Raw genomic sequence first — 17,497 nt, 5'->3', positions numbered from 1 at the left:
AATTCATTTTCTACATAATATCGCGCTAACAATTCTAAATATGCATAATCGACATGAACACGAGTGTGCCCATGCCTGCTGATCTTCGCGCCCTTGAACTCCGACTCGCCCAGGATTTGGCCTGGCTCAACCTGCCTGCCAAGCCCTGGGTTCAACCGCGCCCCGATCAGCCCGCCCCCGTTCTCGACGTCGCCATCGTCGGCGCCGGCATGCTGGGGCTCACCGCCACCGCCGCGTTGCGCAATCTTGGCATCGATAACGTCCGCGCATTCGATCGCGCGACGACGGGCCGCGAGGGCCCCTGGGTCACGTCGGCCCGCATGGAAACCCTTCGCACCCGCAAGGACGCGGCCGGTCCTGCGCTCGGCATCCCATCGCTGACCTTCCGCGCGTGGTACGAGGCTCAGCACGGCGCCGATGCCTTCGCGCGCATGGATTTGGCCCCGCGCGAAATGTGGATGGATTATCTCATCTGGTATCGCCGCGTTCTGGCGCTGCCTGTACAAAACGACACGGCCATCACCGCTATCGATCCGCGCGAAGACGGCCTCATCGGCCTCTCCCTCGATGCATCGGGCGAACAAAAGCAAATCCTAGCCCGCCGCGTCGTCCTCGCCACGGGCATCGATGGCCTGGGCGCCCCAGCCATACCGGCTGTCGCGAGCGCCATCGAGTTCCGCCGGTATGCCCACAGCTCCGACGTCTTCGATCTCGCGGCCCTTGCCGGCAAGCGCGTCGCGGTGGTCGGCGCCGGGGCCTCGGCCATGGACAATGCAGCCGCCGCGCTTGAAGCGGGCGCGGCTCAGGTCGATATTTTCGTGCGCCGCGACACCGTTCCCCGCATCGACAAATTTACCGGCATCGGTAGCCGGGGCATGACCCATGGCTATGCCGGCCTGCCCGACGAAACCAAATGGCGCTATATGGTCGAGGGCGAACGCGCCCAGATTCCGCCGCCGCGCCATAGCGTTCTTCGCGTCTCGCGCCATGCGAACGCCCGCTTCCACCTCGCAAGCCCCATCCTCTCGCTGGCCGAGCGCGACGGCGCTGTCGAAATCACGACGCCCAAAGGCCGTTACGCGGCAGATTTCATCATCTTTGCCACCGGCTTCAGCGTCGATTTCACCAGCCGGCCCGAACTCTCAACCCTCGCGCCCTTCGTTAAGCGCTGGCGCGACGTCTATACGGCCCCGGAGGACCTGCGGCACGAGGGTCTGGCTGAAATGCCCTATCTCGGGCCCGGTTTCGAGTTCACGCCCCTCCCCGGCGCCCCTAAAGGCGTTTCCGACGTCCATTGCTTCGCCTTTCCGGCCGTTCCCAGCCACGGCAAGATCACCAGCGGCATTCCCTCCATCGGCGATGGCGCGGTGCGCCTCTCCCAGGCCATCGCCAGATCGTTGTTCGTCGAAGACCGCGCCCATCACCTGCAAGCCTTCCTCGATTTCGACGCCCCTGAGCTATTGGGCGACGAATGGACCGATGCCGACCAAAAAGATTTCGCCCTATGACCCAAGCCGCTCCTCCCAGCCTGCAAATGTTTTACGGCATCTCCTCGCCCTGGGCCTATTTCGGCGCCCAGCGCGCCAAGGCGATCGCCGACGCCGCGGGGGCCGAACTGGTGTTGCGTCCCATCCGCATCATCGAGGCCAATGGCGGCATCCCCCTGCGCAAGCGCCCCGATAGCCGGCAGATTTATCACGCCGTCGAACTCGACCGCTGGCGCAAATTTCTCGACATTCCCCTCAACCTTGCGCCGCGCTACTATCCCTGCCGGACCATCGAGCCGGCCGCCCAGGCCGTGATCGCCGCCCAGCGCGCCGGGCTCGATGCCTTCAGCTTTTCCTTTGCCATCCAGCGCGGCCTTTGGGCCGAGGACCGCGACATCGCCGATCTCGACACCCTACGCGAACTGGCGCTGGCCACCATCGGCAGCGAGGGCGCCGATCTCGTCCGCGATCCGCAGGACCAACCCATTGTCGATGAATGGCAAGCCAACCTCGCCGAAGCCGAACGGCGCGGCATTTTCGGCACGCCCACCTATGTTGTGGGCGACGAATTGTTCTGGGGCCAGGACAGGCTCGATTTCGTCCAGCGGGCACTGGCCGTCGCAAACCTAGAGGAAACCGCCTGATGAGCACCGATACGCCGATTGTTTCGCCCGAGGCGCAGGCGCTGCACGATCGCTCCATCGTCGTTGACGGGCTTCAGACTTCGCTCTGGGGCCGTCCGATCTTCGAGGAAATGCGCGCCGGCGGCCTCACGGCGGTCAACGTCTCGACCGTGCTGTGGGAGAATTTCCGCGAGGGCATCGACTACGTCTCGCAGTGGAAGCATTTCCTGCGGGAGAATTCCGACATCCTGCGCCCCGTAAAGACCATTGCCGACATCCACGCCGCCAAGGCCGAGAACAAGACCGGCATCATCATCGGCTGGCAGAACACCTCGCCACTCGAAGACAAGCTCGATTATGTCGAGATCTTCAAGGATCTGGGCGTGGGCATCATGCAGCTCACCTATAACACCCAGAACTATTCCGGCGCCGGATATCTGGAAGAAACCGACGGCGGTCTCACCGGCTTCGGTCGCGAAGTGCTCGATGAAATGGCCCGCGTCGGCGTTCTGTGCGATCTGAGCCATGTGGGCGACAAGACCAGCGCCGACGCGATCGATTACGCCAAGGGCCCTATCTGCATTTCCCACGTGCTGCCGCGCGCCCTGCACGACGTCAAACGCAACAAGCCCGATCACCTCTTTACGGCCTGCGCGCAAAAGGGCGGCCTCATCGGCATCAGCCTGTTCGCACCCGGCCTTGCCGCCGGCAATGACGCGACGGTTGAGGACGTTCTCGACGCCATGGAATATGTCATCGATCTGGTGGGCGAGGACCATGTGGGCATCGGCACCGATTTCTCCCTCGATCGCCCCCGCCCGAGCGACTGGCTGCTCTGGGCCAATCGCGACAAGGGCACGGCCCGCAAGCTTACCGAATTCGGCTCGGTCAAGATCAACAAGCCCGCCGGCATCCGCCGGATGACCGATATGCCCAATCTCACGGCCCGCATGATGGCGCGCGGCTGGAGCCAAACCACCATCACCAAATTGCTGGGCGGCAACTGGCTGCGTGTCTTGGACGCCGCCTGGACCCCGCAAAGCTGAATCTTATCGCAAAGGAGGACTTCATGATCCGTCATCTGACCATCGGCCTTCTGGCCGCTTCCGCCCTCGCCGTCCCGGCCTTCGCCCAGGACGCCGAAATCACCGGCACCGTCAACGTCATCGGGTTTTCCGGCGTCTTTGCCGAAAACTACGAGGCCTTCATCATCTCGGCTTTCGAAGAGCAATATCCGGGCATCGATGTCGTCTATCAGCCCTCGCGCAATTCGGCCGAAACGCTGGCGCTTTTAACGCTCCAGCGCGACAACCCCGCCATCGACGTTGCCCTTGTCGACGTCGCCGTGGGCATCCGCGCCGCCCAGGAGGGCATCACCGCCCCCCTCGATCCGGCCATCGTCGAAAATCTCGAACAGACCCCCGATTGGGCCCGTATCGAAGGCGATCGGTCCATCGCCTTCTCGCAGGACAACCTCGCTATCCTCTACAACACCGAAACGGTCACCGAGCCCCCCACCAGCTGGACCGATCTGGCCGACCCCCGCTATGAAGGCCGCATCGCCGCCCGTCTCGCCGATACCCGTGGCGTGATCCTCATCCCGATCCTCAACTCGATCGCCGGCGCCGATTACAAGGAAACCATCGACCCCGCCATCGAAGCGATGAATGCCTTCGCGCCCAACGTGCTCACCTGGGACCCGGCCCCCGACTGCTATGCCGTCGTCCAGAGCGGTGAAGTCGATCTTTCCATCTGCTGGAACGGCCGCGCCCAATATCTGCACGACACCCAGGATGGGGTGATCGGCATCGCCGCGCCGCTGGAAGGCAGCATCGGGCAGACCAACACCATCAATCTGGTCGAGGGTTCGGCCAATGCCGAAGCCGCCCAGCTCTTCATCAACTACGCGTTGAGCGCCGAGGCGCAGGCCACCTTCGCCGAGCGCAGCTTCTATGGTCCGGTCAATTCGCAGGTCGAGCTCTCCCCCGAGGTCGCCCAGCGCATCTACGGCTCCCCCGAAGCCCAGGCCGCACAGATGACGCTCGACTGGCCGTTCATCGCTACGGTCTATTCGGACTGGATTCAGCGCATCAATCGCGAAGTGATCGCGTTTAACTAATCGAGAGAGAGTGCCGCGTCATGGCCGCAAAACACGTCATTGTCGAGCAATTGGCCAAGACCTATCCGGGCAGCGACGCGCCTTCCGTCGACCACGTCGATTTCGATCTCGAGAAGGGCGAAATGCTCGCCCTTCTCGGCCCTTCGGGCTGCGGCAAGACCACCATCCTGCGCATGGTGGCCGGTCTCGTCGCCCCCACATCGGGCCGCATCCTGCTCAATGGCAAGGACATGGCGCAGCTTCCCGTCCACAAGCGCAATATGGGCATGGTGTTTCAGGCCTATGCCCTGTTCCCGCACATGAACGTCGCCGAAAACGTCGCCTTCGGGCTCGAAATGCGCGGCGTCCCCAAATCCGAGCGCGCCGCCCGCGTCGAACGCGCCCTCGATCTGGTGAAACTCCAGGGCTATGGCGAACGCCGCATCACCCAGCTTTCGGGCGGCCAGCAGCAGCGCTGCGCCATCGCCCGTTCGCTGGTCATCGAACCTGATCTTCTCCTGCTCGACGAGCCATTGTCCAATCTCGACGCCAAGCTGCGCGACGAAATGCGCGAGGAAATCCGCGACATCCAGGCCCGCACCGGGGTGACTGCTATTTTCGTCACCCACGATCAGGACGAAGCACTCTCCATGGCCGACCGACTGGCCGTGATGTCGGCGGGCAAGATCGAGCAGATTGGAACGCCACGCGAAATCTTCGATCACCCCGCCACAGAATTCGTCGCCAATTTCATCGGCGCCGGCAATTTCCTCACCGGCATCGTCACCGGCCCGCAACAAGCCCAGGTGCCCGATTTGGGCACCATAGCATTCTCCCAGCCCGCGCCCTCGGCCGGGTCCGTGCGCCTGCTCGTCCGCCCGCATCGCCTCACTCTCAACGGCAAGGGCGAAAACAGTTTTGAAGGCGTCGTCAAACACCTCGTCTATCGCGGCGAAACGCTGACCCTCGAGGTGACCGTCGGCGAACACGGCTTCACGGTCGATGTGCCCACCCACGCCGGAACCCTTCCCGAACGCGGCGATACCGTGACCCTCTCGGTGGCGCGCGATGACGTGACCGTCATCGGAGCCGCCGCATGACGGCCGTCGAAAACAGGAGCAATCGCGGCATCGTGCTGTTGCTTTTGCTCCCCGGCCTTCTTGCCCTGGGCGTGAGTTTTATAGCGCCCATGCTCTGGCTGCTACGCGCCTCGTTTTCGACCTCCGCCCTGGGCGGTCCCAGCGGCGACTGGACGCTGGCCCATTACACCGAAGTGCTGTTTGACCCCTTCTATTGGCGCGTCACCACCAACACGCTCACCTATGGCCTGAGCGTCGCCTTTTTCGCCGTGGTCCTCTCCTATCCCATCGCGCTGTTTCTCGCCCGTAGCACCAGCCGCTGGCGGGGCCTGCTGACCGCCCTCGCCATCGCCCCGCTGCTGACCTCCGGCGTCGTGCGCACCTATGGCTGGATGGTGATCCTGGGCGATCGCGGCGTCATCAATGGCAGCCTGCAGGCCCTGTCGCTGATCGATGCGCCGATGCGGCTCTCCAACAATCTGCTCGGCGCCACCATCGCCATGATCGAAATCCTGATGCCCTACGCCATCCTCGCCATGCTCTCGGGCTTCGGCCGGCTCAACGCCCAGCTCGAAGAGGCTGCATCCATGCTGGGGGCCAATCGGTTCTGGGTGTTTTTGCGCATCATCCTTCCCCTCAGCCTCCCCGGCATCATCACGGCGGCGCTTCTGGTCTTCGTCCTTGCCATTTCCGGCTTCGTCACGCCGCGCCTCATGGGCGGGGGACGGGTCTTCGTTCTGGCCACCGAGGTCTTTCAGGAGGCCACGATAACCCTCAACTGGCCATTGGCCGCCGCCCTCGCCATGCTGCTGCTGGTGATGTTTTCCGCCATCATCGTGCTCTATCGCCGCGCCCTGCGCGCCCTGGAGGCATAGATGAACCAGACCTCGCTTGCCGCAAAGATCGCCTGGCGCGTGTTGATCGCGCTACTCTATCTCTTCCTTCTGGCGCCGATCCTCATCGTCTTCGTCGTCTCCTTCGACACAAGACAATATCTCGCCTTCCCGCCCGAAAGCTTCTCGTTCGGCTCCTACGTCCGCGTGTTGCAGAACGCCGATTTCATCGCCGCCTTCTGGCGCAGCCTCCTGATCGGCGCCATCGTCGGCCTGGGCGCGGTGATCCTGGGAACGCTGCTGTCACTGGCCCTGACGCGCCACCGCTTCCGGGGCGAAGGCGCCGTCAACTTCCTCGTCATAGCGCCTTTCATCGTCCCCAATATCGTCCTCGCGGTTGGCCTGGTGCTGGTCCTTTCGGCCTTCGGCGTGCTCGACACCTATGTGGGCATCGTCATCGCCCATATCGGCATCACCATCCCCTATACGGTGCGTACCGTCAGCATGAGCCTCATGTCGGTCGATCGCCGCGTGGAAGAGGCCGCCCGCGTCCACGGCGCTTCCCCGCTCATGGTTTTCTGGCGCGTCACCCTGCCCCTGATCCGCCCCGGCGTGATCGCCGGCGGCGTCATCGCATTCCTCATCTCATTTGATGAAACCACCATTTCCCTGTTCATCGTCTCGGTCCGCGCCTCGACGCTGCCCACCGAAATCTACCGCTATCTCGAAATCTCCACCGATCCGCAGATCGCCGCCCTGTCGGTGATCCTCATCCTGATTTCGGTTGCCGTCGTCGTCGCCCTCGAACGGCTGATCGGCCTGCGGAAAGCCATCTAGGACCACTCCCATGACCCAGATCGCAATACCGGGCGGCACGATCCAAGGCTTCAGCGAGCACGGCAATTTCTGTTTCCTCTCGGTCCCCTATGCCGCGCCGATCACCTCCGAGCGCCGCTTCCTCGCCCCACAGCCGGTCGAGCCCTGGACTGGGGTCCGCGACGCCACCAGGCTAGGCCCGGTCTGCCCCCAAATTCCCACCTATGGCCCGGTGGGCAAGGGCGCGGCCTCGACGCTCGTCCAGGGCAGTGATTTCCTCACCCTCAACATCCGCACGCCATCCCTTAAAGGCCGCGCCCCGGTTCTGGTCTGGGTCCATGGCGGCGGCTATGCCGTCGGTTCAGCCAACGAACCGGTGCTGCAAAGCGGCGCCTTCGCCCAAAGCGGCGTCGTCGAGATCACCGTCAACTACCGCCTCAGCGCGCTGGGTTTCCTGCATATCGACGGCCACCCCGACAATCGCGGCCTCCTCGATCTCCTCGCTGCCCTGCGCTGGGTGAAAGACAACATCGAAAAGTTCGGCGGCGACCCTGATCGCGTCACCTTTGCCGGCCGCTCCGCCGGCGGCTTCGCCATCGCCGCGGTGATGGCCATGCCCGCCGCCAGGGGTCTGTTCTCCCGCGCCATGCCCCAGAGCGGCGCCAGCACCGCCATCGCCGGCATTGACGATGCGCGAAAACTCACAAACCGCATGGCCACAGCGCTCGGTACCGACCAAGCCGGCATCCTCGCCGCCCCCATCGAAACCCTGCTCATCGCCCAGCGCGACCTCTGCAACCAGAGCTATGAGCAGCACGACTACGATCGTGACGGCGACGCCGCCATGCTCGGCGTTCCCTTCGTGCCCATCATCGATGGCGCCAGCCTTTTCGAACACCCCGAAGCCGCCGCCCATGCCGGCCGCACCGCCCCCGTGCCCATGATGATCGGCTGCACCAGCGCCGAATATCTCACCCATTCAACCATCCTGCCCGAAACCCTCGATTTCGCCGGCACGGCGCAATTGCTCCACGAGCGCGTCCGCCCCCTCGGCTGGACGGGCGAGGCCATCGTCGGTACCTATCGCAAGGCCCTGCCAAATCATTCCCCGCACGGCATCTGGCGCGCCGTGGCCGGCGACCTGGTGTTCCAGAACCCCACCACGCGCTTCGCCCGGCTGCATGGCAAACGCCACACCGTCCATAAATATCTCTACGGCCCCATCCTCGCCGACGAACGCGGCGCGGCCCATGGCGCCGAAGTCGGCGCCGTCTGGTTCCACGAGGGGATGGATACCGCAACCCAGCCCGAGCGCCAGCGGGTCGCCGATCCCCTTTTCGCAGCCCGCGTCCACGCCATCTGGCGCGCCTTCATCGCAGATGAACCGCTGCCATACGATTGGCCGCGTTATGGCGAGGACGCTCCGACGATCCTGCACATCGATCAGGGCGGCATTGCCCTGGAGCGTGACGGGTTTGCCGATCGCCTCGCACTCTGGCAGAAACCGTGACGGAAAAGGGATAAGCCCAATGAGCCTGAGATATTTCGATACCAAGCAGCTCGAGGCTTTTTCCGCTGTTGTGTCCATCGGCAGCATGACGGGCGCCGCCAAGGCCATAGGCCGCTCGCAACCGGCGATCAGCCGGCTCATCCAGGATCTCGAAGCCGATGTCGGTTTCCCGCTCCTGCACCGCAGCGGGCCGCGCATTTCCCCAACCGCCCAGGGCCTCACCTTCTACGAACAGGTCGAAGTCTTCCTCTCCGGCCTCCGGACCATTTCCGACAAGGCCGAATCCATAGCCTTATCGGCCCAATTGCCCATCCAGATCGCCGCCATCCCCGCCCTTGCCAGCAGCCTGCTGCCGGCCACGTTGGCCGCCATCTCCCGTACCTTGCCGCAAAAGGTACACATCCAGAGCATATCGGCGGAAAACGTCGTCCAAGCCGTCGTGGCGCGCACCGCGGACCTTGGGCTGGCAAGCTGGCCGCTCGACAATCCCGGCATTGAAATCCATTGGCAGGGCGAAGTGGCCTGCAAGGCCGTCGTCGCCTCGGACCATCCGCTCGCCGGCCGCGACGTGATAACCGCCGCCGACCTCGAAGGCCAAAGGCTGATCATCGCCGCCAATCCTTACCGTCTACGCATGCAGATCGAGGAATCCCTGATCGCCAATGGCGTGGCGCTGTCATCGGTCATCGATTGTAACGCCACCTATGCGTCGCTGGCTCTCGCCCGGCAGGGCCTCGGCGTCGCCATCGTCGAACCGCTCACCGCCACCGGCCTGCCCGTGCAAGGCGTGCGTCAGATCCCGCTCTCCTTCGACATTCCCTTCCGCTGGAGTCTCATCACCGCCGTCGGACGCCCCCTGCCGTCCTCGGTGGAAGCCATCATCGATCACATGCGCGAAACGAAAGTTCAGGCCGATCGAACGATCGGCGACACTGCCGCTCTCACGTGATGAATAGGAAAGCCGAACCTAAGCGTTTCACGCCCAACGCTCCACCCGCGACGGCGCGCCGCCGATCGATTGGACCGACCGCGATCCCACGGCGATGCCCGCTTCCAGGCATTCGGGAAGGGGACGCGCGGCGATATAGGCGTCAAGAAATCCGGCGTTGAAAGCATCGCCGGCTCCGGTGGTATCGATCGCCTCGACCTTGGGAGCCACGCGCGAAACGGAAAGATCGCCAGCGCCCAGGAGGGCTCCCCGGCTGCCGCACTTGATGGCGACCACGGGGAAGTGCTGCACCAGATCCCTTAGCGCGTCTTCGAGATCGGATCGCCCGGTGATGGCCAATGCCTCCTCGGCATTGGGGAGGAAAATATCGACGCCGGCACACGCCGCGATGAGACCCGCGCTCTTGATCAGCGTATCGTCCCAGCTCGGATCGAGCGAGACGGCCAAACCCTTTTCCTTCGCATGGGCCACCAGATCGGGTTGGTCGGCCAGCGTTGCGAATTCAGCGATATGGAGCAGCGCCGCCCGATCCCAGGCCAGCGCTTGGGCAAAGCCGCTGGGAACAGCGCGCCCCGCGCGGCAGGAGAGAAAGGCCCGGTCTTCCGCCCCGGTCATCACCACGGTCACCTGCGGGCCGGCCTCGGGCGTGCGTTCGACAAAACGCAGATCGATGCCGCTGTCATCGAGCTGCGGCGCCAGCGCCATCGACAACGGATCGGTCCCATAGGACGCCAAAAGCGCGGCGGGACGGCCGAGATTGGCCAGATGAGCCGCCGCGATAAAGGCGCCACCACCCAGCACCGGCTGCATGGAACGGGCAAAAACCTCCCGCCCCATTTGCGGCAGGGCCGGCAATCCCGAAAAGACGAGATCGCAATAGATTCTGCCGACGCTGATTACAGCGTCGCGCGATGGTTCGATACTCATAGACGCCCCAGGGCTTTCTCGCTCTCGGCATCGAAGAGATAAAGGCTGCCCGGCGCGGCCCAGGCAGTCACTGTGCTATCGACCGCCGGCACCATTTTGCCGGGGGCGGTCGCGATGGCCGGCGCGCCCGCGACATCGAGATGGACAAGGGTTTCGGACCCCAAAGGCTCGACGGCGGTGATCTTTCCCGTCAAGGCCAACGCCGCATCGCCGGGGGCCTCGCCCACCAGCAAATCGTGCGGGCGCACCCCCACCAAAAGCTTTCCCGAGCCGGTTTGGGCCGGCATGCCGCGCACCTTGGCGCCACCGGCGGTAATGCCGCCGCTATCAATGGCGCCGGGGACGAGGTTCATCGACGGGCTGCCGATAAAGCGGGCGGTAAAGACATCCACGGGATTTTCGTAGAGCTCGGTCGGCGTTCCCACCTGCAGGATACGCCCGTCGCGCATCACGACGATCCGGTCGGCCATGGTCATGGCCTCGATCTGGTCGTGGGTCACGTAAACGATGGTGGTGCCCAGCCGCTGATGCAGCCTTTTGATTTCGATGCGCATCTGCGAGCGCAATTGCGCGTCGAGATTGGAGAGCGGTTCGTCGAACAGGAACGCCGCCGGATCGCGCACCATGGCCCGCCCGATCGCCACGCGCTGACGCTGCCCGCCCGACAGCGCCGCCGGCCGGCGGTCGAGCAGATCCTCGAGCCCGAGAACCTTGGCCGCCTCAACGATGCGCTTCTGCTTTTCAGCCTTGGGGAGTTTCGAGGTATAGAGCCCGAACCCGATATTCTGCCCCACCGTCATATGCGGATAGATGGCGTAGTTCTGGAACACCATGGCGATGTTGCGCTGCTTGGGCTCATACTGATTGACGACAGTGTCCCCGATCCTCAGCGCCCCGCCGCTGATTTCCTCGAGCCCGGCGATCATCCGCAGGGTCGTCGATTTCCCGCAGCCCGAAGGCCCCACGAAGACGACGAACTCGCCATCTGCGATGTCCAGGTCGATGCCGTGAACGGCGGTGACCTTGCCATAGCGCTTAACGAGGCCTTCTAGACGGATGCCTGCCATCACGCTGCTCCTGAAAGTGCATTGAATTTTAAGTCGAGTTCGCGGCGCGCCGCGTCGTACCGTTCACTGCGTTCGGCCGCGGTCCTGCCGAAGCGGCCGAGCTTTTCGCGATAGCGGGCCAGCGACGCGGAAAGCGCGTCCGGCGCCGGTCCGCCAAGCCGGTTGCGCACCGAAACGAAATGACGGGCCGAAACCAGTTCGGCAAACCGGTCCGGAGACAGCTCCGATGCCCGGCCCGTCGCTTCGGTAAACGCTGCCACGAAGGGCTGGTAACCGTCGTCGGTCAGCGATCCCCCCGCCGCGACGACGGCCTTGGCCACCGCTGCGGCCACTTCATGAGCCTGCCGGAACGAGAGGCCTTCGAGCCGCACGAGGCTGTCGGCCAGTTCGGTGATGGTGATGCAGGAGCGCCGCGTATTGATTTCCACCCGCTCGGGGTCGATCGACACCTGACCGATCAGCGCGGCAAACAGGTCGAGCACGCGATAGGCGACGTCGAACGCCTGATAGCCCATGGCCTGGCTCTCGCCCTCGCTGTCGTTCATGTCGGTGAAGGGCGTGTTGTGCATCACATCGAGCATCGCCTTGGCGCGGCCATAGGTCTGGCTGGCCAGATGCCGTAAATGCTCGATGGGCACCGGATTGCGCTTTTGCGGCATGATCGAGGAGATCTGCACCAGCGCATTGGGCACGTAGAGTTGGCCGACCTCGAAGCTTGACCACACCTGGAAATCCTGGATGGGTCGGCCAAGATGGAGGAAAGCGAGCGCCATCGCGCCATAAATCCCGGTGATGTAATCGACCGAAGCGATGCAGCCATAGGAATTTTCGAGCGGACGGGAAAAGCCCAAAAGCGCGGCCACCCGCTCACGGTCGATCGGAAACCCCGACGTGGTGATCGCCGCCGCGCCCATGGGCGAAAGGTCGATCACCTCCAACGCCGCCTCGATCCTTTCGATATCGCGGATCAGCACCTCGGCCATGGCGCCCAGATAATGCCCGAAGGTCGTGGGCTGGGCCGGCTGACCATGGGTATAGGCGACGATCAGCGTCTCCTTTTCCCGCTCGGCGGTTGTCAGCACCGCATCGAGCAGCGCCCGCATCTTGTCGAGCAGCTTTTCGGTGCGCGGCTTCAGTCCGAGCTTGAACAGAGTATGGTCGATATCGTTGCGCGAGCGCGAGGTGTGCAGCCGTCCGGCTAGGTCCGGCCCCAGCCGCTCCTTGAGATGATTTTCGATGAGGAAGAAATAGTCCTCCACCTCGCCGGTATAGGTGAGGCTGTCCGGATTGATCTCCGCATCGATTTCGACCAGCGCCTTGGCGATGGCCTGAGCCTGATCGGGCGAAAGAATGCCCGTTTCGGCCAGCATGACCAAATGCGCCCGGTCGATGGCCCTGAACCCTTCGGCGTGATGGTCCTTGGCGCCATCGAACAGCGGGCGCAGCACCGTTTCCTTGTAAACCGGATCGGGGAAGACGCTGGTGTCTTTTCCTGTCGTCATCATTACCCCTTGAGCCCGGCCAGCATGACGCCGCGCACGATGAAACGCTGCAGCACGAGGAACACGATCAGCGTCGGGATGGTGGCGAGCGCGGCGCCCGTCATGATCATTTCCCATTGGATCGACTGCTCGACGGCAAAGCTCGAAAGCCCCACCGGCAGCGTATAGAGGTCGCGGCTGGTCGTAACGATCAGCGGCCAGAAAAACGCCGTCCAATTGCCCAGGAACGAGAAGATGGCCAGCGCGGAAACCGCCGGCACCACCATGGGCATGGCGATCTTCCAGAAAATGGTGAATTCGTTGAGCCCATCGACCCGCGCCGCCTCGAGAAAATCGTCGGGCACCGTCTCGAAGAACTGTTTCATCAAAAACGTCCCGAACGCCGTCATCATGCCGGGGAACATGATGCCCCAATAGCTGTCGAGCCACCCCAATTGGCTGCTCATCAGATACCAGGGGATGACCAGCATTTCGGTCGGGATCATCAAGGTCGACAGGATCGCGATAAAGACGATGTAACGCCCGCGAAAGTCGAATTTGGCCAGCGTATAGCCCACGAGACTATCGAAGAACACGTTCGAGAGCGTCACGATCGTCGCGATCAGCGTCGAATTGAGAAACCAGCGCACGAAGCGCCCATCCGAGAGCACCCTGATATAATTGTCGAACGTCGGCGCCGCCGGGATCAGGCGAAGATCATAGACCTGACCCGAGGTCTTGAGCGAGGTCGAAAACATATAGAGCAGCGGGGTGACCATGATCAGCCCGCCGATGAACAACAGCGTCCAGGCGATCACCCGTCCGGGACGGATGCGGGCGCTGTTGGCGGCGAGTTCGGTGGAAGCGGTTGCAGTCATCAGCGTTTCCTCAACACCCACAATTGCAGCAGCGAAACCATCAACAAGATAGTGAACAACACCACTGTTTGGGCTGCCGCATAGCCCATGTCATAGGACGAGAACGCGGTCTGATAGATCATGAGCACCAAAGGCTTGGTCGAATTGAGCGGTCCGCCCGGATCATTGGTGGTCATGTTGTAGATCTGGTCGAAGATCCGCAGGAACCCGATCGATGAGAAGACCACGAGGAACACCGTCGTGGGCTTCAAAAGCGGCAGGGTGATCTTGCGCAAAATCGCCCATTCCCCCAACCCGTCGATGCGAGCCGCCTCGTAGAACGTGCTCGGAATGGCGCGCAGCCCGGCCATGAAGATGATGACCTGGAACCCCAGTCCCGCCCAGATGGCCGTCACCGTCACGGCCGGCAGCGCCTGGAAGGTCGACCGCAGGAAGGGCTGCTGGGGGATACCGAACGATCCGAGAAATCCGTTGATCACCCCGATGGGAACCGGCTGGTAGAACCAGCGCCACACCCAGGCCATGGCGGCGGCCGTGGTGAGATAGGGCAGGAAATAGAGCGCGCGGATGAACCCGTGCATGAACCGGACGCGATCGAGATAATAGGCGATCACGAACGAAACCACGAGGCTCACCGGCGTGCCGATGATCAGATAAAGGAAGGTGTTCTGGAACACCTTCCAGAACAGCGGATCGGAAAACAGCTGCTGATAATTGGCGAGCCCGATGAAATTGGGATCGCTCAAAAGGTCCCAATCGGTCAGCGACAGCCAGAAGGCCTGCGCCGTGGGATAGAACCTTATGCCGATGTAAAAGACGATGGGGATGGCAAGGAAGGTCCAGGCCCAGATCACCTGTTTGGTGCGGACCGAAAACCGGTTCCAGAGGCGGCCGTTGCCGGCCGCCCCCGCGATGGTATCGACAGCGCCTGCCATCCTCCGCGCGCCTTACTGCGCGGCTGCGTCGAGGATCGCCTGCTCGGCTTCGGCAGCCTGGGCAAGCGAATCCGCCGGAGCCTGATTTTCCAGCAGCACGCGGTTCACCATATCGATGGCCACCTGGCGCTGCCCGGCCTCGTCCACGAACCGCGTGGTGTGGGCATAATCGAGCGCGGCGAGGAACGGACCATAGACCGGATCGGCGAGATTGGCGTCCGTCAGCGCCGCTTCGCGGCGGGCCGGCAGCTCGCCCACCACTTCGAGCCAGACATCCATCGCCTCGGCGGACGAGATATAGGCGAGGAATTTTTCGGCCGCCTCAAGCTCTTCACCCTCGGCCGACCAGCCGATACCGTTGGCGAAATAGCTCGCATAGTTAGAGCGCACACCTTCGGCATTGGCGGGCAGTTCGGTCACGCCCCATTCGAACGGGGTGTCGGCAAAGGCGCCGAGCCGGAACGTGCCGTCGATGGTCATGCCGGCAAGGCCGGCGCGGAAGGCGGCCTGTCCTTCGTCCATGAAGCCCGAAAGCCCGACGTTATGCTCGGTCTGCAGATCGGTATAAAATTGAAGCGCCTGAAGGCCCGCATCGTCATTATAGGTGACGGTGTTGCCGTCTTCCGAATAGGGCGAGCCGCCGAACTGGCGCACGAGAACTTCGCGCCACCAATGGTGGTCCTGGCCGGCCATGTCGAGCGTGATGCCGGCCGTCGTGATGTTGCCGCCACCGTCGCGCTGGGTCAGGGCCTCGGCCGCCGCCAGCAGTTCCTCATTGGTCTGGGGCGGATTCTCCGGATCGAGCCCGGCCGCTTCAAAAAGCTGCTTGTTGTAGAACAGCGCCAGCGAACGCACCGCCGTCGGCAGGCCGTAATACTGGTCGTTACGCTTCATGGCCGTAACGATGGGGAAGAAATCGGCTTCGATTTCCTCGGTGGGGAAAACGTCCGGATTGAGCGGCTGCAGGAGCTGGCCATCGACGAACTGATCGGTCCAGCCATAGAAAAGCTGCACGACATCGGGGCCTTGACCGGCTGCCTTGGCCGCGACCACGCGGGTCTGGTAGTCCGCATAGGGGAAGGTGGTATGCTTGACCGTAATGTCGGGATTGGCTTCCTGGAAATTGGCGATCAACTGGTCCATCGCCTGGACGCGAGTATCGAAAACATACTGCCAATATTCGATTTCCACGGCCTGGGCCGAGCCCAGCGCCGCAAGGCTGACGCCGGCCGAAAACGCGGCAACTGCAAATGCCTTATGCATGTCATTTCCTCCTTTTGCAGCGGGAATCCACTTCCCCGCCCGAGATTGCCCGGCAGCCGCGATCCCTCCGGCCACCTCCGATCATCGTCCGACGAGGCGTGGCAGCTTGTCAATAAAATAATTTAGTTGTGTTATTCTCGCTGTCGACACCTTTCCCGCAGCGAAAGTTGAGGTCTTGGAGCCAGGGTTCGCGTATGATTGCTTTCAAGGCATCGTTCCCGCCACGATTAAAATAATCTACTTGTGTTATTATCCCTGCCCGCATAGTCTTTTGCCGGTGCGTGCGTCTGCCGCCGGGAGGAATTTTGACCAATCCTGAAAAACAGGCTCGCGGCCCGCGCCTCGTCATCGGCTCCAATCCGGAGCGCAATCGCGCCCACAACCGGCGCGTCGTCCTCGAAGTCATCCGAATGCACGGGCATATGGGCCGGACCGAGATCGCACGCCGCGCCAGAATTTCCCCCCAGGCCGTGGCCAATATCGTTGAGGACCTGCTCGAAGAAGGCCTGCTGGTCCAATTGGGCCGCCTGCGCTCCGGACGCGGCCAGCCGCCGATTCAGTTCGCCATCAACCCGGACGGCCCCCTGACCTGCGGTATCGAAATAGCCGCCGATCATATGGCAACGACGCTTCTCGACCTCTCCGGCGCTGTGCGCGCCCAGGCCATCACCCCGCTCGAAACAGCCTCGCCCGACCACGTGCCGCAACGCGTCGCCGCCGAGATCGACAGATTGTGCGCCCAGATCGACGCCTCGCGTTCGCGATTGCTCGGGCTGGGGGCTGTGATGCCCGGCCCGTTCGAGATCGAGGGCATGAGTTCGGTCGGCCCTGCCACCCTGCCCGGCTGGCGCGGTGTTGATCCCAAGGCACTGCTCTCGAAGGCCACCGGACAGCCGGTCTCGATCGAAAACGACGCCACCGCCGCCGCCGTGGGCGAACGCCTCTACGGCGCGGGACGGACGATCAACAATTTCTGCTTCCTCTATTTCGGCGTCGGGCTCGGCCTGGGCGTCATCAAGGACGGCGCCCCACTCAGTGGGACCTATGGCAATGCGGGCGAAATCGGTCACCTCTCGCTGGTGCCGCGCAACGGAACGGGCGCTTATGGCCCAGATGGCGCGCTCGAACGCTTCGCCTCCCTCTATGCTTTGCGCGAAAAACTGGCAGCCGCCGGTCGGAGCCCCCTCGACAACGACGCGCTCGATGCTCTTTTCGCGCAAAAAGATCCGGTTCTTTCCGATTGGATCGAGGAAGCCGCCGACTATCTCGCCCCCACCGTCGCCATGCTCGAAAACATCTTCGATCCCGAAACAGTCGTCTTTGGTGGCAATCTCCCCGACGCGATCCTCGATGCGCTGATCGACGCACTCGATCCGCTGCCAGTCTCGGTTTCGACCCGCGCCGGGCGGCTCCATCCGCGCGTCATGCGCGGGCAGACCGGACGCTTCACCGCCGCGCTCGGCGCCGCGGCCCTGGCGCTGCATCAAACCCTCTCCCCCCAACTTTCCCTCGAATATTCGCCGGCAGCAGGAGCCGCCGCCTCATAGGTTG

General features: G+C 63.3%; 16 protein-coding genes. 10 read left to right on the top strand and 6 right to left on the bottom strand.

From position 1 onward, the window contains the following. The first annotated feature begins 71 nt into the window (after positions 1-71). Genes V4T21_RS00180 through V4T21_RS00140 form a run of 9 tightly spaced genes read left to right on the top strand, consistent with a single transcriptional unit; the run spans position 72 to position 9,395 of the window. Entirely contained in the window at positions 72-1,508 is a 1,437-nt protein-coding gene (locus tag V4T21_RS00180; RefSeq protein WP_332711381.1) for an NAD(P)-binding domain-containing protein, read from the top strand. Continuing rightward, on the top strand, positions 1,505-2,131 hold the full coding sequence (locus V4T21_RS00175; RefSeq protein WP_332711378.1) for a 2-hydroxychromene-2-carboxylate isomerase: 627 nt from the start codon (positions 1,505-1,507) through the stop codon (positions 2,129-2,131). The genes V4T21_RS00180 and V4T21_RS00175 overlap by 4 nt, the downstream gene beginning before the upstream one ends. Continuing rightward, positions 2,131-3,156: a dipeptidase gene (locus tag V4T21_RS00170; protein ID WP_332711375.1), complete on the top strand. Its 1,026-nt coding sequence runs from the start codon at positions 2,131-2,133 to the stop codon at positions 3,154-3,156. Before V4T21_RS00175 ends, V4T21_RS00170 begins: the two co-directional genes overlap by 1 nt. A 23-nt stretch (positions 3,157-3,179) precedes the next feature. After that, the gene (locus V4T21_RS00165) at positions 3,180-4,229 is read left to right on the top strand and encodes a polyamine ABC transporter substrate-binding protein (protein ID WP_332711372.1); all 1,050 of its coding nucleotides are present in this window, start codon (positions 3,180-3,182) and stop codon (positions 4,227-4,229) included. 20 nt (positions 4,230-4,249) lie between these two features. After that, on the top strand, positions 4,250-5,308 hold the full coding sequence (locus tag V4T21_RS00160) for an ABC transporter ATP-binding protein (RefSeq protein WP_332711370.1): 1,059 nt from the start codon (positions 4,250-4,252) through the stop codon (positions 5,306-5,308). After that, positions 5,305-6,162, top strand: a complete 858-nt coding sequence (locus V4T21_RS00155; RefSeq protein WP_332711367.1) for an ABC transporter permease — start codon at positions 5,305-5,307, stop codon at positions 6,160-6,162. Before V4T21_RS00160 ends, V4T21_RS00155 begins: the two co-directional genes overlap by 4 nt. Then, positions 6,163-6,957 carry an ABC transporter permease gene (locus V4T21_RS00150; protein ID WP_332711364.1) on the top strand — a complete coding sequence of 265 codons (795 nt, stop codon included), beginning with the start codon at positions 6,163-6,165 and terminating at the stop codon, positions 6,955-6,957. 10 nt (positions 6,958-6,967) lie between these two features. Continuing rightward, positions 6,968-8,446, top strand: a complete 1,479-nt coding sequence (locus V4T21_RS00145) for a carboxylesterase/lipase family protein (protein ID WP_332711361.1) — start codon at positions 6,968-6,970, stop codon at positions 8,444-8,446. Positions 8,447-8,465: 19 nt separating this feature from the next. Then, positions 8,466-9,395, top strand: coding sequence for a LysR family transcriptional regulator (locus tag V4T21_RS00140; protein WP_332711358.1), 930 nt, complete (start codon positions 8,466-8,468; stop codon positions 9,393-9,395). A 27-nt stretch (positions 9,396-9,422) separates the two neighbouring features. On the opposite strand, the gene V4T21_RS00135 is transcribed toward V4T21_RS00140, so the two are convergent. The 6 genes from V4T21_RS00135 to V4T21_RS00110 are packed head-to-tail and all read right to left on the bottom strand — an operon-like array spanning position 9,423 to position 15,946. Then, positions 9,423-10,322, bottom strand: coding sequence for a carbohydrate kinase family protein (locus V4T21_RS00135; RefSeq protein ID WP_332711355.1), 900 nt, complete (start codon positions 10,320-10,322; stop codon positions 9,423-9,425). Then, positions 10,319-11,389 (bottom strand): ABC transporter ATP-binding protein, encoded by a 1,071-nt coding sequence (locus V4T21_RS00130; protein ID WP_332711351.1) that lies wholly within the window; start codon positions 11,387-11,389, stop codon positions 10,319-10,321. Before V4T21_RS00130 ends, V4T21_RS00135 begins: the two co-directional genes overlap by 4 nt. Beyond that, entirely contained in the window at positions 11,389-12,891 is a 1,503-nt protein-coding gene (gene argH / locus V4T21_RS00125; protein ID WP_332711348.1) for an argininosuccinate lyase, read from the bottom strand. The genes V4T21_RS00130 and argH overlap by 1 nt, the downstream gene beginning before the upstream one ends. Positions 12,892-12,893: 2 nt before the next feature. After that, positions 12,894-13,748 (bottom strand): carbohydrate ABC transporter permease, encoded by an 855-nt coding sequence (locus V4T21_RS00120; RefSeq protein WP_332711346.1) that lies wholly within the window; start codon positions 13,746-13,748, stop codon positions 12,894-12,896. Further along, positions 13,748-14,683 carry a carbohydrate ABC transporter permease gene (locus V4T21_RS00115; RefSeq protein WP_332711343.1) on the bottom strand — a complete coding sequence of 312 codons (936 nt, stop codon included), beginning with the start codon at positions 14,681-14,683 and terminating at the stop codon, positions 13,748-13,750. Before V4T21_RS00115 ends, V4T21_RS00120 begins: the two co-directional genes overlap by 1 nt. Positions 14,684-14,695: 12 nt before the next feature. Next, on the bottom strand, positions 14,696-15,946 hold the full coding sequence (locus tag V4T21_RS00110) for an extracellular solute-binding protein (protein WP_332711340.1): 1,251 nt from the start codon (positions 15,944-15,946) through the stop codon (positions 14,696-14,698). Between the two features lie 305 nt (positions 15,947-16,251). Here V4T21_RS00110 and V4T21_RS00105 point away from each other — a divergent pair, with 305 nt between their 5' ends. Further along, the gene (locus V4T21_RS00105) at positions 16,252-17,493 is read left to right on the top strand and encodes an ROK family transcriptional regulator (protein WP_332711338.1); all 1,242 of its coding nucleotides are present in this window, start codon (positions 16,252-16,254) and stop codon (positions 17,491-17,493) included. Positions 17,494-17,497: the final 4 nt, after the last annotated feature.

It is taken from the genome of Pelagibacterium mangrovi, assembly GCF_036662815.1.
Lineage (GTDB): Bacteria > Pseudomonadota > Alphaproteobacteria > Rhizobiales > Devosiaceae > Pelagibacterium > Pelagibacterium mangrovi.
The sequence above is the reverse complement of the archived record's forward strand: the minus strand, read 5'-3'. Positions and strand labels throughout refer to the sequence as shown.